This is a genomic window from Olsenella sp. SW781 (assembly GCF_012027725.1).
Taxonomy (GTDB): Bacteria; Actinomycetota; Coriobacteriia; order Coriobacteriales; family Atopobiaceae; genus Thermophilibacter.
This window is the reverse complement of record NZ_SJOU01000003.1, coordinates 1-20,764: the sequence shown is the minus strand read 5'-3', so window position 1 is coordinate 20,764 and position 20,764 is coordinate 1. Positions and strand designations below refer to the sequence as shown.

The 20,764-nt window shown below is 65.4% G+C and carries 19 protein-coding genes; 18 read left to right on the top strand and 1 reads right to left on the bottom strand.

Translation table 11 applies throughout. The features are described 5' to 3' along the window. Positions 1-86: 86 nt before the first annotated feature. On the bottom strand, positions 87-1,952 hold the full coding sequence (locus tag E0L17_RS02175; protein ID WP_167929651.1) for an endolysin-like domain-containing protein: 1,866 nt from the start codon (positions 1,950-1,952) through the stop codon (positions 87-89). Between the two features lie 549 nt (positions 1,953-2,501). Between E0L17_RS02175 and E0L17_RS02170 the strand changes: the two genes are divergently transcribed. The 18 genes from E0L17_RS02170 to E0L17_RS02085 form a co-directional block, all read left to right on the top strand. Beyond that, positions 2,502-3,602 carry a glycosyltransferase gene (locus E0L17_RS02170; RefSeq protein ID WP_167929650.1) on the top strand — a complete coding sequence of 367 codons (1,101 nt, stop codon included), beginning with the start codon at positions 2,502-2,504 and terminating at the stop codon, positions 3,600-3,602. A 19-nt stretch (positions 3,603-3,621) separates the two neighbouring features. Continuing rightward, positions 3,622-4,755 (top strand): glycosyltransferase family 2 protein, encoded by a 1,134-nt coding sequence (locus tag E0L17_RS02165; RefSeq protein ID WP_167929649.1) that lies wholly within the window; start codon positions 3,622-3,624, stop codon positions 4,753-4,755. Then, complete coding sequence (locus tag E0L17_RS02160) at positions 4,752-5,810, top strand: glycosyltransferase family 2 protein (RefSeq protein ID WP_167929648.1); 1,059 nt, start codon at positions 4,752-4,754, stop codon at positions 5,808-5,810. The genes E0L17_RS02165 and E0L17_RS02160 overlap by 4 nt, the downstream gene beginning before the upstream one ends. A 164-nt stretch (positions 5,811-5,974) precedes the next feature. Further along, positions 5,975-6,178 (top strand): cold-shock protein, encoded by a 204-nt coding sequence (locus E0L17_RS02155; RefSeq protein ID WP_075279965.1) that lies wholly within the window; start codon positions 5,975-5,977, stop codon positions 6,176-6,178. A 104-nt stretch (positions 6,179-6,282) separates the two neighbouring features. Next, complete coding sequence (locus E0L17_RS02150; RefSeq protein WP_167929647.1) at positions 6,283-6,684, top strand: GtrA family protein; 402 nt, start codon at positions 6,283-6,285, stop codon at positions 6,682-6,684. Between the two features lie 67 nt (positions 6,685-6,751). After that, positions 6,752-7,654, top strand: coding sequence for a glucose-1-phosphate thymidylyltransferase RfbA (gene rfbA / locus E0L17_RS02145; protein ID WP_167929646.1), 903 nt, complete (start codon positions 6,752-6,754; stop codon positions 7,652-7,654). A gap of 146 nt (positions 7,655-7,800) precedes the next feature. Further along, positions 7,801-8,820 carry a dTDP-glucose 4,6-dehydratase gene (gene rfbB / locus E0L17_RS02140; protein ID WP_167929645.1) on the top strand — a complete coding sequence of 340 codons (1,020 nt, stop codon included), beginning with the start codon at positions 7,801-7,803 and terminating at the stop codon, positions 8,818-8,820. A 9-nt stretch (positions 8,821-8,829) separates the two neighbouring features. Beyond that, entirely contained in the window at positions 8,830-10,278 is a 1,449-nt protein-coding gene (locus tag E0L17_RS02135; protein WP_167929644.1) for a sugar nucleotide-binding protein, read from the top strand. A 41-nt stretch (positions 10,279-10,319) separates the two neighbouring features. After that, entirely contained in the window at positions 10,320-11,282 is a 963-nt protein-coding gene (locus tag E0L17_RS02130; protein ID WP_167929643.1) for a glycosyltransferase, read from the top strand. Further along, a complete protein-coding gene (locus E0L17_RS02125; protein ID WP_167929642.1) occupies positions 11,283-12,266 on the top strand; it encodes a 1-aminocyclopropane-1-carboxylate deaminase/D-cysteine desulfhydrase in 984 nt (327 codons plus the stop codon). It abuts the gene before it with no gap. A gap of 19 nt (positions 12,267-12,285) precedes the next feature. After that, positions 12,286-13,212 (top strand): glycosyltransferase family 2 protein, encoded by a 927-nt coding sequence (locus E0L17_RS02120; protein ID WP_167929641.1) that lies wholly within the window; start codon positions 12,286-12,288, stop codon positions 13,210-13,212. After that, positions 13,213-13,572 (top strand): DMT family transporter, encoded by a 360-nt coding sequence (locus tag E0L17_RS02115; RefSeq protein ID WP_167929640.1) that lies wholly within the window; start codon positions 13,213-13,215, stop codon positions 13,570-13,572. Further along, entirely contained in the window at positions 13,572-13,925 is a 354-nt protein-coding gene (locus E0L17_RS02110; RefSeq protein ID WP_167929639.1) for a DMT family transporter, read from the top strand. The genes E0L17_RS02115 and E0L17_RS02110 overlap by 1 nt, the downstream gene beginning before the upstream one ends. A gap of 28 nt (positions 13,926-13,953) precedes the next feature. Continuing rightward, a complete protein-coding gene (locus E0L17_RS02105) occupies positions 13,954-15,423 on the top strand; it encodes a lipopolysaccharide biosynthesis protein (protein ID WP_167929638.1) in 1,470 nt (489 codons plus the stop codon). Between the two features lie 29 nt (positions 15,424-15,452). Further along, positions 15,453-16,568 carry a DegT/DnrJ/EryC1/StrS family aminotransferase gene (locus tag E0L17_RS02100; RefSeq protein ID WP_167929637.1) on the top strand — a complete coding sequence of 372 codons (1,116 nt, stop codon included), beginning with the start codon at positions 15,453-15,455 and terminating at the stop codon, positions 16,566-16,568. 8 nt (positions 16,569-16,576) lie between these two features. Next, positions 16,577-17,554 carry a glycosyltransferase family 2 protein gene (locus E0L17_RS02095; RefSeq protein ID WP_167929636.1) on the top strand — a complete coding sequence of 326 codons (978 nt, stop codon included), beginning with the start codon at positions 16,577-16,579 and terminating at the stop codon, positions 17,552-17,554. Between the two features lie 75 nt (positions 17,555-17,629). After that, positions 17,630-19,312, top strand: coding sequence for a DUF6020 family protein (locus E0L17_RS02090; protein ID WP_167929635.1), 1,683 nt, complete (start codon positions 17,630-17,632; stop codon positions 19,310-19,312). A gap of 46 nt (positions 19,313-19,358) precedes the next feature. After that, the coding region (locus E0L17_RS02085) for a PspC-like choline-binding domain-containing protein (RefSeq protein ID WP_206108964.1) at positions 19,359-20,764 on the top strand (1,406 nt) is incomplete at its 3' end.

Sequence of the window (20,764 nt, the reverse complement as noted above, 5' to 3'; positions counted from 1 at the left end):
TAGAAGCTACGGCCAAGAGGGACGGGGCGCCGGCAGAGGAAGTCGCCGGCGCCCCGCCCCATGTCACGAGCCTGTGGTGGCCGTCCCTACGCCCTCAGGCGCAGGATGCCGCTCCACGGGTAGTCGTAGTAGCTGCGGATGCGAATCTCCTCGCCCGTCTGGTCACCGGGCTTGCCGCCCACAGCCCCGTTGAACTCGTTCGCCCACGCCTCGACGAGCTTCCCGTCGCCGAGGTAGACCGCGGCGTGGTGTCCCTCCGCGAGGAGGATGTCGCCGTACTGCAGGTCGGAGAGGCTGGGAATCCACTCGAACTCCGTGATCGTGAGCGCGGCGCGCATGTCGCGCGTGCTCCACGCCCACGCGGTGTCGATGCCGGCCTTCTCGAGGGCGGCGATGGTGAGCGCCGAGCAGTCATAGTCCCCGTACTGGCCCAGGCGATAGAGCTGGTCGTAGCCGTGAGAGTCGTCGAGGGCGATCTCCGCCATCCACTTGGCGTAGGTGCTCACCACCTTGGAGCGCGCCTCGTCGACGATGAGCCGCCCGTCGTTGTCGGCAACGCAGTAGCGGGCGGTGTAGTCGTCGTTCAGGCGCCAGATGGGGGCGTTGCGGAGCACGTAGCCCTGGCCCGCCACGCCATAGCTCGACGTGCCGTCGGCCAGGTCGAAGAAGCCCGTGACGGCGCCGAAGAAGCCGGCGAAGCCGTCGATCTCACCGATCCAGTAGCGCTGCAGCGTCCCGCCGTCGTAGAGCCCGGTCACGAGCCAGCCGGCGGCCTGCGCCATGTCTCCGTCGTTGCTGGCGAGAAGGACGTGGTCGCCCCAGGTCATCTTGCCGCGCAGGATGTAGCCCTGGTTGCCGAGGCCGAAGTAGGTCTTCCCGTCCACGGCGAAGAAGCCGCTGCGGGCGGCGTGGGAGACCGGGTCAATCCAGTAGCGCTGGAGGCCGCCGCCGTCGTATGCTCCCGTGATAAGCCAGCCACCGCCATCGGGCGTCGAGGCGAGGACGCCGTCATTGTTCGCGAGGTAGACCAGGCCCCTGCCCGTGTCGTACTTCCCGCGGACGACGTAGCCCTCCGGCCGCGCGTATGCGTACCAGCCTGCGCCGGCGTCCAGCACGCTCGTGGGGTCAACGAGGCGGCCCGAGGCCATGCTCGCGGAGGAGTCAAACCAGTAGCGCTGGAGGCCCTGGCCAAAGGCGTCCGTCACCACCCACCGCGACTGGGCGAGCACGCCGTCGTTGTCGGCGTAGCGGCCCTCAGCCTCGCCCGCGCCGACGCCCCTGAGGACGTAGCCCTCGTCCGCGAGGCCGAAGTACTTTGACGCGCCCACCGTGAACTCGCCGAGCTTGGCGGCGCCCTTCTCGATGTAGTAGCGCTGGAGGCCGCCGCCGTCGTACGTTCCCGTGACGAGCCATCCGTCCCTCTCCACGCGTCCGTCGTTGTCCGCGAGGGCGACGGTGCCGTCCGTGTCCACGGTCTTTCCTCGGGCGACGTAGCCATGGGAGGTGGTGTAATGCGCCCAGCCGCCGGACTCCCCGTAGCCCACATGCGCGGCGTGGTCGTCCTCGATGTAGTAGCGCTGCAGATCGCCGTCCGTGAACTCGCCCGTCACGTGCCAGCCGGGGGAGAGGAGGATGCCGTCGTTGTTCGCGATGTAGACGAGTCCGTCGATGACGTCGGAGATGCCGCGCAGCACCCAGCCCTCGTCGGAGAGCGCATAGCCGCACGTCCCGTCGCCAACGTGGAAGAGCCCCTCGGTGAACTTCTCGCCGCCGATCACCCAGTAACGTTGCAGACCCTCGCCGTCGTGGTCGTCTACGACCCATCCGGTGTAGAGTCTCTCCGTGCCGTCGTCGTTGAGCGTCCCGTCCCAGTAGTGGTTCCCGCTCCAGCCCTTGACGGGGGTTGGCTGCTGGGCGGGCTCGGACGCAGCTTCAGGCTCCACGGGGAGCATGGGCGAATCGGGGAGCGAGTTTGAAACGGTGGTTTCGGCCTCCGTGATAGGGGAGGTCTCAGCTGCGACGTCCCCGTCGCCATCCGTCTTGGGAGGCGCCGTCGGCGTCGTTGGCGTGCCGGCCTCGTTCTGGGTCGGCGTTTCAGCTGCGGGCCCGTCTGGCGCTTCGTCGCTCTGCTGGGGGACGTCGGCGTCCGAGACGGGCGCGTTCTCGTCACTTGGCGTCGTGACGTCCTCAACTGAGAGCTCAAACGCAGCATCCTGGGCCGGGAAAGTGGCCTCCAGATCGTCCGCAAGCGCGCCCTGAGCGGGCAAGGCAGCAAGGGCGAGTCCGAGCCCGGCCGTGACCGCCACCGCCCTGAGTCGATGGTGCATGGGAACCTCCCTGCGTCAGGTGCAGAACCTCCGATAGTTTACTCTTTTTCAGCCCCTAAAGGGGGTGGGGGGTAACAATATGCGCTTGCGACCCGAAATGAGGAATGCGCGAGAAGAACCGCTATGATGGAAAGACTGAAGAACAGCCCAACGCAACCCTTGGAGGAAGACCGCATGCGCAATGACTCCCAGGCGCTCGTCTCCGTCATCGTTCCCACCTACAATACAGAGAAGTACCTCGACCAGTGCCTCAGCAGCATCGAGGCCCAGACGCACAGGAACATCGAGGTCCTCTGCATCAACGACGGCAGCACCGACGGCTCGCGCGACATCATGGCGGCCCATGCAGAGAAGGACCCGCGCGTCCGCGTGATTGACAAGGAGAACGGCGGCTACGGGCAGGGCTGCAACCTCGGCCTCAGCCTCGCCAAGGGAGAGTGGGTCTCCATCGTAGAGCCGGACGACTGGATCGACCCCACCATGTACGAGGACATGCTCGCCTTTGCCTCGACCTTCGACGAGCAGCTCGACATCGTCAAGACCCCGTGGACTGACATCTGCGACTGGGACAACCCCAGGAAGCAGCACCCGCACAAATGCAGCATGAAGGGAAAGATCAAGACCTCAGGGCGCCCATTCACGCTAGCCGAGAATCCGCTGCTCATCGAGCATCACCCTTCCATCTGGTCGGCCATCTATCGACGGGACTTCCTCGTGGAGAAGGGCATCCGCTTCCCCGAGTACCCGGGAGCGGGCTGGGCAGACAACCCCTTCCTGGTGGAAACTATGTGCCAGGCGGAGGCCATCGTCTACCTCGACCATGCCTACTACAACTACCGGCGTGACCTGCCCGGCGCCACACGCCATCACAAGACGGCAGAAGCCGTCGAGCGCCCCTTCGACCGCTGGGATGACATGCTCAAGATTATTGAGCGGCTCGGTATCACGGACGAGCGCATCCTCGCCGGCCACTACGTGCGCGGCTTCAACTACGCCCACGGTGCCCGCTACGACGACGGCATGAAGAACCCGCTCGTTGTCAAGCGCGTTCACGAGATGGTGGAGCAGATGGACCCGGGCATCGTCGAGCGCTCGGAGCAGATCTCCCCGTTCAACAAGAAGTTCTTCGCAGAGCAGAGGAGCCTCCCATATAACAAGTCACGTCTCGCCTACCTCATCGAGGAGTTCCGCTTCTCGTGCAAGACGGAGGGCCTGCTCTTCGTGCTCGAGAGCGCCTTCAACCACTTCACCGGCCGCTACATGCCCGAGGACTAGCTGGGACGAGGTGAACCCCATGACGCGGGAGCACGGAGTTGACGAGAAGCCTGAGGTCTCGGTCCTCATCCCCATCTATAACGTGGAGCGCTATCTCGAGCAGTGCCTCGAGTCGCTCCGTGACCAAACCTATGGCGACTTCGAGGCCATCTGCATCAACGACGGTTCCACTGACGGCTCGCGCGCCATCATCCAGCGCTTCCTTGACGATGACCCGCGTTTCCGCGTGATTGACAAGGAGAACTCCGGCTACGGGGCCTCCATGAACTGCGGCCTCGATGCTGCCCGCGGTCGTTACGTGGCCATCCTCGAGTCTGATGACCTCTACGAACCCGATGCCCTTGCTGCGCTGCACGAGGCTGCCGAGAAGAACTCGGCCGAGGTCGTGAAGGCAAACTTCAACCTGTACTGGTCTCGTCCCGAGGAGCGTCGCGAGCTCTTCCGCGTGGTGGACCCCTCTGAGGAGGGCCGCACGCTGAGGCCGCTCGACGATCTCGTCATCTTCTTCCGCAAGCCCTCCATCTGGTCGGGGCTCTATCGGCGCGACTTCCTTACCGCCAACGACATCCGTTTCCTCGAGACTCCCGGCGCATCCTATCAGGACTCGGGCTTCAACTTCAAGGTGTGGGCTGCGGCCGAGCGGGCCTCGTTCGTGGGCGCGCCCGTCCTCAACTATCGCCAGGACAATGAGGGCTCGTCTGTCAACAACCCTGGCAAGGTCTTCTGCGTGTGCGACGAGTACGCCTCCATGGAGGAGTTCGTCCACGCTCGCGGTGGTGCCGACGAGCGGCAACTCCTTGCCATCCTTCAGCGCATGAAGCTCGACAGCTACCTCTGGAACTACGACCGACTCGCCCCAGAGCTGCGTCCGGCGTTCGTGGAGCGCGCGGCGGGAGAGTTCCGGGCGGCGCTCGGGCGGGGAGAGGTCGACCGCACGCTCTTCGAGCCGGCTGCAGAGGCGGATTTGCGCGCGATGGTCGCCGGCCCCGAGGTGTTCTGCGCCGAGCGTGATGCCGCCGCATCCGCGGGTACCATGGGCTCTCTCAGGCGCTACCTGCGTATGGGGGGTCCAGTCCTGGTGGCGCGTATCCTCTGGTTCAAACTCTTTGGACGATCGGCGAGGAGGATCGACGCCCGGGGGGCCGCGCTGTGACTCGACTGAGCGTCATCGTCCCCGTCTACAACGTTGCGCGCTGGATTGACCGCTGTCTCGAGTCGTTGGTCTCCCAGAATTTCCCTGACTTTGAGATCGTCTGCGTGAACGACGGTTCCACGGACGGCTCGCGCGAGCGTCTGGCGGAGTGGGAGGCCGGGGACTCGCGGATTCGCGTGATCGACCAGGTCAATCGAGGCCCCTCCGCCGCGCGCAACGCCGGCATCTGCGCCGCGCGCGGCGACTACGTGAGCTTTCTCGACGCGGACGACCGCTATCTTCCCGGCGCGTGCGGGCGCATCGTCTCCGCGCTCGACGATACCGAGTCCGACGTCCTCGTCTTTGGCGGGCGGGTCTCTCCGGAAGACGCACCCTGCCCCGAGTGGCTCTCCGAGTCGCTTCACCCGCGCGACGTGACCTACGACGCCTTCAGCATGGACCTCCTGCTCAAGGAGGCCTCGCGCCCCTTCGTCTGGAAGCTCGCCCTCAGGCGGGGCTTCCTTCTCGAGCGTGGCGTCCTTCTCGACAAGGACCTCCGCTTCGGCGAGGACCAGCTCTTCTGCTTTGCCGTCTACCCGCGCTCGCGCCGCACAACGCTCATCTCCGACGAGCTCTATGAGTATCAGGTTGTGCGCGAGGGATCGCTCATGAGCGGGCTTCGCGCGGACTTCGGCGCCAAGATGCTCGAGCACAATGGGGTCATCGAGCGAATCCTCGCCGACTGGGACGCCGGCGGCTTCCTGCGATCCCACGCTGCCGACCTCGTGGCCTTTGCGCTCGACTTCTCGCTCTACGACGCCCTCAAGCTCGATGACGATGCCTATCGTTCCGTCGCCGAGGGGCTGCGCCGGATCCTCTCGCGATACTGGACCGAGGAGGACGTCGCCGCCATGGACCTGCCACGCGACGTCCGTCGTATGGCACTTGACGCCTGCTATCACGCGGACATGCCCGCACGGGCGAGAAGAGCGCTCGCGCTTGAGCATCGCCTCCGCCAGAGGGGCATCGGCTCTTTCCTCAGGCGGGCGCTGCAGAAGGTTGGGGGCTCAGCCTGACGGTGAGTAGCCCAGATGCTGCCGACGGTCCGTTATCGCCTCTCAGCGGATTGTCGGGAATGCGATGGCGGTTTCGGGGTAAGATAGACCGCGTGGCCAAACGGTCACGGTATCGCGCGCGAGCGCAGCTTTTGCCCTGCGGGGCAGAGAAAGAAAGGCACGACATGGCTCAGGGTACTGTCAAGTGGTTCAATCCGGACAAGGGCTACGGCTTCATCTCCCGTGAGGATGGGGACGACCTGTTCGTTCACTACTCCGAGATTCAGATGGACGGCTTCAAGACGCTGGACGAGGGCCAGGCTGTCGAGTTTGACGTCACGACCGGCCAGAACGGCAAGCTCCAGGCCTCCAACGTCCGCAAGCTCTAGGCTCAGGACATAGGCGACTTGGGAGGGGCTCGCTTAGGCGGGCCCCTCTTCTTGTGTAGTAGGATGCTAAGTCGGCAGAACAAGAACGCGCGAGAAGGACGTGCATGGGTCTCAAGTCTCTCATGGGGCAGTTCCTCAAATTCGGCGTCGTGGGCGTTATCGCCTTCGTGATCGACTACGCCGTCCTCATGCTACTATCCCAGGTGGTTGGCTGGGATCCCGTGGTCTCGTCGGCCATCTCCTTCACGCTCTCCGTGGTGTTCAACTACGTGGCGTCGATGCGCTACGTCTTCACGCGCCGTGAGGACCTCTCGCGCGAGCGGGAGTTCGTCATCTTCGTTGTCCTCTCGATTGTTGGCCTCGGCATCAACTCGGCGATTATCTGGGCGGGGACTCAGGCGTTTGGCGGCGGGGCCCTTGCCGTGACTATCACCAAGGTGGTGGCTACCGTCGTCGTGGCCCTCTGGAACTTCTGGAGCAGGAAGCGCTGGCTCGAGGCAAAGTAGACTCCTCTCGCCGCGCTTGTCGTATGATGTGAAGACGACAGAGAAGAACTCCTCGGAGGGGGTCTCCATGAAGGGCATCATCCTCGCGGGCGGATCGGGCACGCGCCTCTACCCGCTCACCACGGTCACGAGCAAGCAGCTCCTGCCCGTCTACGACAAGCCGATGGTCTACTACCCGCTCTCCACGCTCATGCTGGCGGGCATCCGCGACATCCTGATCATCTCCACGCCCGAGGACCTCCCCAACTTCGAGCGCCTGCTCGGGGACGGCTCGGACTTCGGGATCTCGCTCTCCTACGCCGTGCAGCCCGAGCCCAACGGCCTGGCCCAGGCCTTCGTCATCGGGCGCGACTTCGCGGGCGGCGACCCCTGCGCGCTTGTCCTCGGGGACAACATCTTCTACGGCAACGGGCTCGGCCGGCACCTGAGGCGGGCGGCCGCCAACGCCGAGCGCGGCCGCGCCACGGTCTTCGGCTACCGCGTGGACGACCCGGAGCGCTTCGGCGTCGTGGAGTTCGACGAGAACTACAACGCGATATCGATAGAGGAGAAGCCCGCCGACCCCAAGTCGAGCTACGCCGTGACGGGGCTCTACTTCTACGACGGCCGCGTGTGCGACTTCGCGGCGCGCGTGGAGCCCTCGGCCCGCGGCGAGTACGAGATCACGGACCTCAACCGGATGTACCTCGAGGACGGCTCGCTCGACGTGGTGACGCTCGGGCGCGGCTACGCCTGGCTCGACACCGGCACCATGGAGTCGCTCTTCGAGGCCTCGCAGTTCGTGCGCACGGTGGAGACCGCCCAGGACCTGCCGGTCTCCGTCCCCGAGGAGATCGCCTACGAGAACGGCTGGGTCTCCCGCGAGCGCCTGCTGGAGTGCGCGGAGCGCTACGGAAAGTCCAACTATGGCGCGCACCTTCGGACCGTGGCCGAGGGCAAGATCGCGCCTGACAGGCCGTACAAGGACTAGTGAAGAAAAGAAGGACCTTTAGCCAAAACATGCCTAAAAGGGGCCTGTCCCCTTTAGGCATGTTTCGCCTGTGACGGTTACGTGCGAACTCTCTCGGTGAGGTAGACTATATAAAATCTGTGCAATCTTGTGAAGGAGATGACCACATGGCCGAGACCTTCGAGCCCACCAACATCATCGTCACCGGCGGCTGCGGCTTCATCGGCAGCAACTTCGTGCACTGCGTCGTCAACAACTGCCCGGGCGTGCACGTGACCGTGCTCGACAAGCTCACCTACGCCGGCAACCCGGAGAACATCGCGGGCCTGCCGGCCGAGCGCGTCGAGCTCGTGGTGGGCGACATCTGCGACGCCGACCTGCTGGACCGCCTGGTTCCCGGCCACGACGCCATCGTTCACTACGCCGCCGAGTCCCACAACGACAACTCCATCGCGGACCCGGAGCCGTTCCTGCGCACCAACGTCGAGGGCACCTACCGCCTGCTCGAGGCCTGCCGCAAGTACGACGTGCGCTACCACCACGTGAGCACGGACGAGGTCTACGGCGACCTCGCGCTCGACGACCCGGCCCGCTTCACCGAGGAGACGCCGTACCGCCCCAGCTCCCCGTACTCCTCCACCAAGGCGGCCTCCGACATGCTCGTCCGCGCCTGGACGCGCACCTACGGCCTGCGCGCCACGATCTCCAACTGCTCCAACAACTACGGCCCCTACCAGCACGTCGAGAAGTTCATCCCGCGCCAGATCACCAACGTGATCGACGGGATCCGCCCCAAGCTCTACGGCGACGGCCGCAACGTCCGCGACTGGATCCACACCGAGGACCACAGCTCCGCCGTGTGGACCATCCTCACTAGGGGCCGCATCGGGGAGACCTACCTCATCGGCGCGGACGGCGAGAGGGACAACATCACGGTGCTCCGCGCCATCCTGCGCGCTATGGGCAGGGACGAGGACGACTTCGACTGGGTGCGCGACCGTCCCGGCCACGACCGCCGCTACGCAATCGACTCCACCAAGCTCAGGACCGAGCTCGGCTGGGAGCCCAGGCACACCGACTTCGCCGAGGGTCTCGAGGCCACCATCGCGTGGTACCGCGAGCACGAGGGATGGTGGCGGCCGGCCAAGGCGGCAACCGAGGCCAAGTACGCCAAGCAGGGCCAGTAGGGGAGACGCATGGAGTTCGAGAAGGAGCTGAGCACGGCGGAGACCGGCATCGAGGGTCTCGTCGTCGTCGAGCTGACGGTCCACGGTGACAACCGCGGCTGGTTCAAGGAGAACTGGCAGCGCGCCAAGATGGTCGGGGGCCTCGGCCTGCCGGACCACCGCTGGGTCCAGAACAACGTGAGCTACAACCTCGCCCGCGGCGTTACGCGCGGCGTGCACGCCGAGCCCTGGGACAAGTTCGTCTCCGTGGCCACGGGCTCCATCTTCGGCGCCTGGGTGGACCTGCGCGCCGGCAGCCCCACCTATGGTCGCGTGTTCACCTGCGAGGTGGACCCCTCGCGCGCCGTCTACGTCCCCCGGGGCGTGGGCAACGCCTACCAGGCGCTCGAGGACGGCACCGCCTATACGTACCTGGTGGACGCGCACTGGTCCGCCGAGCTCAAGAAGACCTACACCTTCGTTAACCTCGCCGACCCCACGCTCGCCATCGAGTGGCCCATCCCGCTCGAGGAGTGCGAGCTCTCGGAGGCCGACAAGAACCATCCGCTCCTCGTCGACGTGGTCCCCATGGCGCCCAGGCGCACGCTCGTCACGGGCTGCAACGGGCAGCTCGGCCGTGCGGTGCGCGAGGCCGCCGACAAGCGCGCGGACGCCGACACGTTCGACTACTGCGACATCGACACCTTCGACTTCTCCAACCCTGCGCAGTACGACCGCTACGACTGGTCGCTCTACGGCACGGTCATCAACTGCGGCGCCTACACCGCCGTGGACGCCGCTGAGACCCCGGAGGGCCGCGTCGCCGCCTGGAAGGCCAACGCCACCGGGCCGGCCCTGCTCGCCCGCACCTGCGCCGAGCACGGCATCACGCTCGTGCACGTGAGCTCGGACTACGTCTTCGACGGCACGCGTGAGCTCCACGACGAGGACGAGCCACTCTCGCCCCTCTCCGTCTACGGCCAGTCCAAGGCGGCGGGAGACCTTGCCGTGGCGGGTTGCCCCGCGCACTACATCCTGCGCTCGAGCTGGGTCATCGGCGACGGCAAGAACTTCGTGAAGACCATGGTGGGGCTCTCCGGCCGCGTGGCCGCCGGCGAGCTGCCCCGCGTGACCGTGGTGAACGACCAGGAGGGCCGCCTCACCTTTGCCGACCAGATGGCCGCAGCGATCCTCCACCTGCTGGATGTCCGCGCGCCGCACGGCACCTACGACATGACCGGCTCCGGCGCCGTGCGCACTTGGGCGGACATCGCACGCCGGGCCTTCGAGGTCGCCAACGGCAACGGGGACGCCGTCGTGCCCGTCTCCACGGCGGAGTACTACGCGAGCGCCAAGGGCCCCGTCGCCCCGCGGCCCGCGCACTCGGCGCTGGACCTCGCCAAGATCGAGGCCACGGGCTTCTCGCCGCGCGACTGGGAGGAGCAGCTCGAGGAGTACCTAGCCCATCTTGTCGGCTAGTTCCTGGGCTGGCCGCCGTGGCGTCGGGAAGGACGGTGCACATGTCGGAGACCATTGCAGTTCTGGTCCCGTGCTATAACGAGGCGATGACCATCGGTAAGGTCGTGGACGACTTCAGGGAGACCCTCCCCGAGGCAACGATCTACGTCTATGACAACAACTCCTCCGATGAGACGGCCTCTGTGGCCCGCGCTCACGGGGCGGTCGTGAGGTTTGAGCCGCGCCAGGGAAAGGGAAACGTCGTCCGCCAGATGCTGCGCGACATCGATGCGGACTACTACCTCATGGTCGACGGTGACGACACCTATCCCGCCGACGCTGCGAGAAGCCTCCTCGAGCCGCTGTTCAACGGGAGCGCGGATCACGTCGTGGGGGACCGACTCTCCAACGGCAGCTACGGCGAGGAGAACAAGCGAGCCTTTCACGGTCTGGGCAACGAGCTGGTGCGCCGGCTCATCAAGATTCTCTACGGCTTTGAGTTCAGCGACGTCATGACGGGCTACCGAGCGTTCACGCGCGCCTTTGCCAAGACGCTCCCCGTGCTCTCCCCGGGGTTCGAGATAGAGACCGAGCTCTCGATTCATGCCGTCGACAAGCGCTGGCGCATTGCGCAGGTGCCCATCGACTATCGGGACAGGCCCGCGGGCTCGGAGTCCAAGCTCAACACCTTCTCAGACGGCGCCAAGGTCCTCCGTATGATCTGCTCGCTCTTCAAGGACTACAAGCCCCTGGGGTTCTTCTCCGGCCTCGCCCTCGTCTTCTTTGTTGCGGGGCTGTGCGTTGGCGTGCCGGTCGTCCTTGAGTTCACGGCAACGGGGCTCGTTCCCAGGCTGCCGTCCGCGATCGTCGCCGTCGCGCTGTGCGGCCTTGCGGTGCTGCTTTTTATCTGCGGGCTGATTCTGGACACCGAGGTGAAGGCGGCGCGTCGCTCGTGGGAGCTCGACGTTCTGCGCGTGCTCTCCGAGGAGCGCGGAGGGGCTCCCACTGCGGGGGAGGCGAGATAGGTGGCGCTCCCCGTCACACCCATCCAGCACATTGAGCTACCGGAGCTCGCGGCACGCGGCAACCGCCTGTACGTCAAGCGGGACGACCTGCTTCCCGTCGCCTTTGGTGGCAACAAGGTTCGCATCGCGCTCGAGCTCATGGAAGACATGGAGGCGAGCGGGTGCGACGCCCTCATCATGTACGGTGACCTCCGCTCCAACCTCTGTCGCGTGCTCGCGTTTCTCTGCCATCAGCGGGGTGTCCCCAGCCTCATGGTCGCAACCTCGGAGAACGCGGACGGGGGCACGTCCTTCAACGAGGATCTGGTGCGCCGCCTGGGCGTCCCGGTCCTGGTCTGCGAGAAGGGCGGCATCGCCGAGGCCATCGACGAGGCCTTCGCGCGTCTGCGGGCGTGCGGGCACAGGCCCTACTACATCTACGGGGACCGTACGGGGCGCGGCAACGAGGGAACCTGCGCCAACGCCTATGCGCGCGCCTACGAGGAGCTCTGCTCCCAGGAGTGGGAGCTCGGGCTGGGATTCGACGTCATCTTCGTCCCCTACGGGACGGGCTGCACCCAGGGCGGGCTCGTCTGCGGGAGCCTCGTTCGCGGCGACGGCCGCAAGATCGTGGGGATTTCCATCTCATCCCGGCCGAGGGAGCGCGCCGAGAAGATCCTTGACGCCACAGTGCGGGACTGGTTCGAGAAGCGGGGCCTGGCGCTGCCCTCGGACTACGCCAGCCACCTCGACCTCTGCACCTCCTACACCTGCGGCGGCTACGGTGCGCGTGACGCGCGCGTGGACGCACTGATCGAGGAGGCGCTCCTTCGCTGCGCCCTCCCGCTCGACCCCACCTATACGGGCAAGGCGCTCCGCGGGGCCCTCGACTACCTACGTGACAACGACGTGTCAAACGCGAGCGTGCTGTTCCTCCACACGGGGGGCACGCCGCTCTTCTACGATTACCTCGCCTCGACGAGAGGCTCTGTGTACAGCAATTGAGTAACAGGAGCATCCAGATATGTCCAAGCTCGTGTCCGTCGTCATACCCTGCTACAACTCCGAGCGCAGCATCGCCGAGGTGGTCGAGCTCACCATGGCGGAGTTCGCCAAGCTCGATGGCTTTGACTGCGAGTTCGTGCTCGTGGACGACAACTCCTCCGACGGCACCTTCGCGGAGATCGCGCGCCTGAGCGAGCGCTACCCCAGCGTCCACGGCCTCAGCCTCATGCGCAACTTTGGCCAGCACAACGGTCTCATGTGCGCCATGAACCACGTGAGCGGCGACTACGTCCTGGGCATGGACGACGACATGCAGACCCATCCCTCGCAGATCGCTCCGATTCTGGCCAAGATGGGGGAGGGCTACGACCTCGTCTACGGCGTCTATCGCAAGAGCACCAACGGCTCCATCAAGAACCTCACGAGCTGGCTCAACAAGAAGACGAGCCGCGTGTTGCTCGGCCGCCCCAAGAACATCCAGTCCTCCAACTTCTGGTGCATCACGCGCCAGGTGTGCGACGAGGTCGTCAAGTACAAGAACTACAGCCCCTACGTGGACGGCATCTTCTATCGGGTGACGCACAACATCGGCAACGTCACGATTGAGCACCACGAGCGCGAGTACGGCCAGTCCGGCTACACCCTGAAGAAGCTCATCAAGCAGTGGATGGCGTACTTCAACTTCTCCGTCATCCCACTGCGCATCGCCTCGGTCATCGGGGTCATCTCCGCATTCGTGGGCTTTGTGATGGCCATCGTCACAATCGTCAGGAAGCTCCTCGACCCCACCATGCTCATGGGCTGGGCCTCCACCATCTCGCTCATGGTGTTCTTCTTCGGGCTCGTGCTCATGGTGCTCGGCATCATCGGGGAGTACGTGGGCGACCTCGTCCTCGCCGTCAACGGAACGCCGCAGTACATCGTGCGCAAGAAGGTGAACCTCTAGGTGGGTGCCTCGAGGGGGAAGACCCTACTCGGGCTGCACGCGCTCCTCGCGCTCTACTCGCTGTGCAGCATCTGCGGCAAGCTGGCCTCCGGCTTTGAGCTCATGAGCCCCGGCTTCGTCCTGTGCTACGGGGGCATGATCTTGGTGCTGGGCCTCTATGCCATCGGGTGGCAGCAGGTCATCAAGCGCATGCCGCTCACGAGCGCCTACGCCAACAAGGCGGTGACCATCGTCTGGGGCATCATCTGGGGCGTGCTGCTGTTCCATGAGGCCGTGACGCCCGCCAAGCTCCTCGGCGCCGCCGTGGTGCTCGCGGGCGTGGTGCTCTTCTCGCTCTCCGAGGACGAGGGAGGGCAGTGATGGACGCGACGACCCTCGCCTTTGCCGGCGTGAACCTGCTCGGCGTGCTCGTCAGCGCCGTCTCGCAGGTGCTCCTCAAGAAGTCCGCGATGCGCGAGCACGAGTCCGCGATCCGCGAGTACCTCAACCCGTTCGTGATCTTCGCGTACGTGCTCTTCGTGGGTTCTACACTGCTTTCCGTGATCTCGTACCGGGGCATCCCGCTCTCCATGGGCCCCATTCTCGAGGCCACGGGCTACCTCTACGTGACCATCTTCGGCGTCACGATCTTCCATGAGCGCATGAACCGGCGGAAGCTCGTCGCCCTGGCGCTCATCATCTGCGGCATCGTCATCTACTCCACGGGCCTCTAGGGCGCGTTTCGTCGGGCAAGGAGACTGTGTGGCCGAGAAGGACATGAAGACCACGACGATCACGTCGCTCTTCTGGAAGCTCTTCGAGCAGGGCGGCGCGTCCGTCATCACGCTCGCGGTACAGGTGGTCATGGCCCGCCTGCTCGCGCCGGCGGAGTTTGGCATGCTCGCCATCATGCTGGTCTTTGTGAACGTGGGCAACGTCATCGTGCAGTCCGGCCTCAACACGGCGCTCATCCAGGCGCCGGACGCCACGGACCGCGACTGCTCCACCGTCTTCTGGATGAGCCTCGTGACCTCGGTCGTGCTCTACGGGGCGATCTTCCTGGCAGCGCCCGCCATCGCCGACTTCTATGCCATGCCCGGCCTCGTCGCGCCGCTCCGCGTGCTCGTGCTCATCCTGGTGATCAACGCCTACAACGCCATCCAGGAGGCCCTTGTCGCGCGCCGCTTCGAGTTCCGCAAGACCTTCCGCTCGACGGTCACCGCCGGCCTGGTCTCGGGCACGCTGGGCGTCGCGTGCGCCCTCATGGGGGGCGGCATCTGGGCGCTCGTGGTGCAGCAGCTGCTCTACCAGCTATGCAAGTGCGTGGTCCTCGCGATGCAGGTGCCCTGGAAGCCGCAGCTCGTCTTTGAGCCCCATCGAGCGCGCGTGCTCTTTGGCTTTGCCTGGAAGCTCCTCGTCTCGGGCATCATCAACCAGGTGAACCAGAGCGTCTCCGACCTCATCATCGGCAAGCAGTTCACGAGCGCGGAGCTCGGGCTCGTCTCGCAGGGCAAGAAGTACCCTTACGCCCTGGGGAGCCTCCTCGACGGTGCCATCCAGCCCGTCATGCTCTCCGCGGTCTCGCGCGTCCAGGACAGCCTCGCCGACGTCAAGAGGCTCGCCCGCCGCGCCCTCAAGACGAGCACCTTCCTCATCGTTCCCGCGATGACGCTCTTTGCCCTGGTGGCACGGCCGGTGGTCGAGCTGCTGCTGGGGGAGCAGTGGCTTCCCTGCGTGCCGTTCCTCCAGACCTACTGCCTCATCTATGCGATGCTCCCCATCCACACCACCAACCTCCAGGTGCTGAACGGCGTGGGAAGGAGCGACCTCTTCCTCAAGCTGGAGGTCATCAAGTGCCTCCTGGGGCTTGGAATCCTCAGCTTCACGGCCTTCGTGCTTCGTGACCTCTACGCCATCGTGGGCGGCTACGTGGTGAACGCGGTCCTGGCAACGTTTGTGAACGCCGAGCCCAATCGCCGCGTGATCGGCTATGCCTACCTGGAGCAGCTGCGCGACATCTGCCCGGCGTTCGTCCTGTCGGCCGTTGCCGCCGCCGCGGCGGCGCCGCTCGGGCTCCTTGGCCTTCCCGGCGTCGCGCTCATCGTGCTCCAGGCCGTGGTCATGCTCGTGGCGTACGTGGGAGTGGCTGCACTCCTCCATGTCGAGGAGTTTTCCTATATCGTGAACACGATGCGCGAGATTAAGATGAAGAGAGACGGCAGGGCCGCGTAGGCCGTGTTTGAGTTTGTGGAGGCTTGCCCATGTCTGACGGTAAGATTCTGGTGACGCGTTCGTCCATGCCCCCTCTGGACGAGTACGTGGATGAGATCGCCCCTCTCTGGGAGAGCCACTGGCTCACGAACATGGGCGCAAAGCACCGGGAGCTCGAGAGCGCGCTCGAGGAGTACCTGGGCGTGGATGACCTTGCCCTCTTTGTGAACGGCCATCAGGCGCTCGAGTGCGTCCTCGAGGCTATGGACCTCAAGGGGAAGGTCATCACCACACCCTACACCTTTGCCTCCACCACCCACGCGATCGTGCGCAAGGGGCTCACGCCGGTCTTTGCAGACATCAGGCCGGACAACTACACCATCGACCCGGCTCGCGTCGAGGAGCTCATCGACGAGGACACCTGCGCGATCGTCCCGGTGCACGTCTACGGCAACCTCTGCGACGTGGACGCCCTGGCAGAGATTGCCGCCCGCCACGGCCTCAAGCTCATCTATGATGCGGCCCACGCCTTCGGCGTGCGGCGCAACGGGGTCTCTGCCGCAGCCTACGGTGACGCCTCGATGTTCAGCTTCCACGCTACCAAGGTGTTCAACACCATCGAGGGCGGTGCCGTGTGCTTCCGCGACCCCGCCTTCAAGACCAAGCTCAATCGCTGGAAGAACTTTGGCATCGCCGACGAGGAGACCGTGGAGTACGTGGGCGGCAACGCCAAGATGAACGAGTTCTGCGCCGCGATGGGCCTCTGCAACCTCCGCCACATCGGCGAGGAGATAGCCAGGCGCCGCCGTGTGGCGGAGCGCTACTGGGAGCGTCTGCGCGACCTCCCCGGCGTCCGCGTGTGCGAGCCGGAGCAGGGCGTCGAGTCCAACTACGCCTATCTCGCCGTCGTCTTTGAGGACGAGTTTGGCGCTACGCGCGACGAGGTCTTCTCCCGCCTGGGGGAGAACGGCGTATGCGCCCGCAAGTACTTCTACCCGCTGACCAACGACTTTGCGTGCTACCGGGGCCGCACGGGCTTCGATCCCGCAGAGACGCCCGTCGCGGCCCACGTGGCATCGCGCGTCCTCACGCTGCCCATGTACGCCGACCTCGCGCTCGAGGACGTGGACCGCATCTGCGACGTCGTTGCCTCGTGCGCGCGCTAGGAGGGGGCATGCCCGAGAACAGCGCGCCCATGGTGACGGTGATCGTCAACTCCTACAACATGCGCGACTACATTGAGCAGTGCCTCAGAAGCGTGGCGATGCAGAAGACGAACTTCGAGGTGGAGGCCATCGTCTGCGACGACTGCTCGCCCGACGGCTCACAGGACGTCATTCGCGCCCTGGCACCGAGCCTGCCGGGCAACTGGACCTACCTGCTCTACGAGAAGAACTCGGGTGACCGGGGGGAGTCCATGGGAAGGGAGTCCACCGCCCGCGCCCGGGGCAAGTACCTTGCCGTCCTGGAGGGGGACGACTTCTGGACCTATGAGGGCAAGCTGCAGGAGCAGGTGGACTTCCTCGAGTCCCACCCGGACTTCTCGGCAGTGTTCCACCGCTGCGAGGTCGTCGGCAAGGACGGCAGGCCTAGCGGAATCGGCTATCCCGAGTGCCCGGGGGAGGAGTACACCTTCAAGGAGTTCTTCTACTGCAGCCTGCCCGGTCAGCTGGGGACCTCCCTCTACCGCCGCGAGGAGTACGTCCGCGCGCGCGAGACGTTCATGGGCATGCGGCTCTACGCTGCGTATCCGGGTGACCGGAGAAACGCGTTCTTCACGCTCTGCAATGGGCGCGTGGCGTGCCTGCCCCATACGTGGAGCGCCTATCGCTACGTTCCCAAGGGCTCGAGCAGCTACTCCTCAACGGTGAGGATCGATGACGCCTACGCCAGAAACGAGGTCGACTTCGGGCGCACTATCGTCAGGTACGCCGAGCATGTGGGCAAGCCCGAGGCGGTGCACTACGCCAAGCTCACGTACTACCGCACGCTCCTCAAGTGGAGCGTGGGCAAGGTCCACCCGTACCGGCTGGGGGAGACGCTCCGCAAGGTCCTCTCCGAACGGAACTGGCCGGAGCTGCTCTTCTCTCCGATCAGGTGGTACGTCGTGCTCGGCCTGCGCGCCCTCAGGGGCATCAAGGTCTCGATGTAGCGACCGTCATAAGGGGGATAGGTGCCCGATTCACCCAAAACCGCTCGTTCCCTCCCATGGCGCGGGCGGTGCTCCGTGCCGAGATGGTGCATCGCGCTTGCCACGGTCTTTGCCGTGCTCACCGCCGTGGGCTACTGGACGGACCGGTACGACAACCTGGTTTACCTGAGGGAGCGCCCCCTCGGCTTTGTGCTGCTCCTCGTCTGCTCGTTCGTTGGGTACGTTCTGGTGCTCTCGTGGGGGTCCAGGCTCCTCGACCGCGCGGTGGACGCATCGGCAGGCGCCGCTCGCCGGCCTCTTGCCTGGCGGTACCCCTTTTACGTTGGCATCCTTCTGCTGTGCTGGCTGCCCTGGCTCATCGTCTGCGCCCCCGGATCTCTGAGCGGGGACCTCTTCTCCCAGGTCCCGCAGTGGCTCGGTGCGGAGCCCATGACGGCACACCATCCGCCGCTGTCGTCTGCGATATACGGGGCCCTGTTTGCGATGGGCTCAGCGATCGGTGGGTCCAACGGGGCGCTCCTCGCCATCATGGCTGCCCAGGCCCTCGCCATGGCCTGCGCCCTCGCCTATGCCCTGAGGACGGTCTCCCGGCTCGGATGTCCTCGCGCCCTCTCGATTGCCCTCACCATCTTCTGCGCGGTGCTGCCCGTTTTCCCCACCTATGCCCAGTGGCTCGTCAAGGACACGCTCTCCTCGAGTGCCCTCTGCGTCTTCATGACTTTGCTCCTTCGTCAGTCGTTTGGGTTGGGGGAGGCCGGCCGCCCGCGACGCTGGGTCGTCCTGGCCGTGGCCGGGCTGCTCTCCTGCCTTCTGAGGAACAACAACGTGTTCGTGGTGCTGGCCGCCCTCGTCGCTTTCGCCCTTGCCGTTCCTCGCGGGTCTGGTGGGGCGGGAGCCGCGGTGCGCAGGGCGGCACTCTCCGTCGCCGCCGTGGTTCTGGTGGCCAACCTGCTCGTGACGAACCTTCTCTACCCGGCCCTGGGCATTGCTGAGGGCAGCGTGAAGGAGGTCCTCTCCCTCCCGTTCCAGCAGGTCGCGCGCTGCGTGAGGGACAACATGGAGGACGTGAGCCCGGAGCAGCGAGAGGTGATAGAGAAGACGCTGGGAAACAGCCTGGAGGGGATCGCGGCGAGCTATGACGAGTCGATTTCTGACCCGGTAAAGGACTCGTTCCAGTCCACGGGAAACGATGACCTCATGCGCTTCATGGGGGTCTGGCTGGAGCTCGGTCTGTCCCATCCCGCGGACTACCTCGTCGCCGCCATCCAGGGCTCCAACGGCTACTGGTATCCGTTCGGCGTCCGCGCGCAGGCGAGCAACTTCTACTCAAGCCAGGCTCCGGTGAGCCCGGTCACGGGCGAGGAGCCCCTCTGGGAGACGCTGGGTATGGAGCCGGCAACTGCCATGTTCCCCGAGATGGCCTCCACGGCCGCAAAGGTCGGCTGGGGGCTCTCGCAGCTCCCCCTCATCTCTCTCCTGTATCACCCGGCGACGTATCTCTGGCTTGAGGCCGCGCTTGCGTTCCACGCGCTCTTCTCGGTCGAGAAGAGGAGATGCCTTGGGATGCGCGCAATGGCGGCGGGACTTCTTGCCGCGACGATCATCCTGACGCTTACCTGCTGCGCCTCTCCCGTCAACGCTCTCGTGCGCTATGCGCTCTCTTTGTGGTTCTTTCTTCCCCTTGCGGCCGCTTTGCCTTTTCTTCAGAAAGCCAACACGAGTCCATCGAAGGTTGATGATAAACTGTTGAGCGATTGAGCGGGCGGGCTGCCCGGAGTGCATGTCGAAAGGAGCGTGCAGTAGCATGCCGATGAGATTCAGCGGTCGCACACTTGCCGTAACGGCCGGACTTGGCCTGGCGCTTGCGTGGGCACCGGTGACTGCGCTTGCCGAGGAGGCGCCGGCGGAGCAGGGAAGCGAGCTTCAGAGCATCGAGGTGACGCTGCCCAATATGGAGCAGAGCCAGACCCCTACCGTGACGACGCCCTCCGACGTTCCCGCTCCGAGCGAGGACGTGATTACTGACGATTCGGCGACGGGTTCCGTCTCCGATACCCAGGAGCCCGAGACCAACCTGCCCAGCGACGGCCAGACTGCGGAGGCCGAGGGCGACGCTTCGGGCTCGCTGCCGGTCGAAGGTGAGACCGAGACCGAGACCGAGGGCGACGGCGTCGAGGGCAACCAGACCGATGACGGGGCGACTTCCGATGATGTGACGTCCGAGGACGGGGTCGTGACCCCGGGCGGCGAGGCCGACCCCTCTGGCGAGGAGGCCGGTGAGTCCGAGACGATCAAGCTCGAGACCCCCGAGCTCTCCCTCTCCCAGTCCGCTACGCCGACGACTCCGGAGTCTGCTGCCCCCCAGGCCACCCAGACCGGCTGGGTCAAGGAGGAGAACGGCAGCTATTCCTGGTACGGCGAGGACGGTAAGAAGCAGGAGTCCGGCTGGGTCGAGACCAACAAGCTCGCTGACGGCTCGGTTGCCAGCACGATTAAGCGCTTCTGGATCGAGAGCGGCAGCCTGCTCATCTCCCAGGTCTTTGACGTCCTCGAGGGCAACACGACGTCCTGGTACTACGCGACTGAGTATGGATACATTGCCCTCGGAAAGTACACCGATAAAAAGACCGGGAAGATTTACCTTGCCGACGCCGAGACCGGCCGTCTCCAGAATCCCAACGCCGGATCCCAGTGGTACGTCGGCGACGCCTACGACGGCGGCATGCAGCGCTACTGGATCGACACGGACCACTCCGTAAAGACGGGCTTCTTCAGCACCGCCGACGGCAAGCTCTTCCACGGCAACGCCACGAAGGGCTACGTCGACCGCGGCATCAAGGTCACCGAGAAGGGCAAGACCTACCTCATGGGCGCGGCCGACGGCGCGGCCCAGGACCCCAACGCCGGCTCCCGCTGGTACGTGGGCGGCGACTACGACGGTGGCGCCCTTCAGCGCTACTGGATCAACGAGGACCACTCCGTCCAGACGGGCTTCTTCAGCACCGCCGACGGCAAGCTCTTCCACGGCAACGTCAAGGAGGGCTACGTCGACCGCGGCATCAAGGTCACCGAGAAGGGCAAGATTTACCTCATGGGCGCGGCCGACGGCGCGGCCCAGGACCCCAACGCCGGATCTCGCTGGTATGTCGGTGCCGACTATGACGACGAGATGCAGCGCTACTGGATCAACGAGGATCACTCGATCAAGAC

Excerpts from the sequence above, each read along its gene's own strand:
- E0L17_RS02100 (WP_167929637.1), top strand. The coding sequence starts at position 15,453 with ATGTCTGACGGTAAGATTCTGGTGACGCGTTCGTCCATGCCCCCTCTG.
- E0L17_RS02110 (WP_167929639.1), top strand. The coding sequence starts at position 13,572 with ATGGACGCGACGACCCTCGCCTTTGCCGGCGTGAACCTGCTCGGCGTG.
- rfbB (WP_167929645.1), top strand. The coding sequence starts at position 7,801 with ATGGCCGAGACCTTCGAGCCCACCAACATCATCGTCACCGGCGGCTGC.
- rfbA (WP_167929646.1), top strand. The coding sequence starts at position 6,752 with ATGAAGGGCATCATCCTCGCGGGCGGATCGGGCACGCGCCTCTACCCG.
- E0L17_RS02155 (WP_075279965.1), top strand. The coding sequence starts at position 5,975 with ATGGCTCAGGGTACTGTCAAGTGGTTCAATCCGGACAAGGGCTACGGC.
- E0L17_RS02165 (WP_167929649.1), top strand. The coding sequence starts at position 3,622 with ATGACGCGGGAGCACGGAGTTGACGAGAAGCCTGAGGTCTCGGTCCTC.
- E0L17_RS02120 (WP_167929641.1), top strand. The coding sequence starts at position 12,286 with ATGTCCAAGCTCGTGTCCGTCGTCATACCCTGCTACAACTCCGAGCGC.
- E0L17_RS02095 (WP_167929636.1), top strand. The coding sequence starts at position 16,577 with ATGCCCGAGAACAGCGCGCCCATGGTGACGGTGATCGTCAACTCCTAC.
- E0L17_RS02135 (WP_167929644.1), top strand. The coding sequence starts at position 8,830 with ATGGAGTTCGAGAAGGAGCTGAGCACGGCGGAGACCGGCATCGAGGGT.
- E0L17_RS02170 (WP_167929650.1), top strand. The coding sequence starts at position 2,502 with ATGCGCAATGACTCCCAGGCGCTCGTCTCCGTCATCGTTCCCACCTAC.
- E0L17_RS02130 (WP_167929643.1), top strand. The coding sequence starts at position 10,320 with ATGTCGGAGACCATTGCAGTTCTGGTCCCGTGCTATAACGAGGCGATG.
- E0L17_RS02175 (WP_167929651.1), bottom strand. The coding sequence starts at position 1,952 with ATGCTCCCCGTGGAGCCTGAAGCTGCGTCCGAGCCCGCCCAGCAGCCA.
- E0L17_RS02150 (WP_167929647.1), top strand. The coding sequence starts at position 6,283 with ATGGGTCTCAAGTCTCTCATGGGGCAGTTCCTCAAATTCGGCGTCGTG.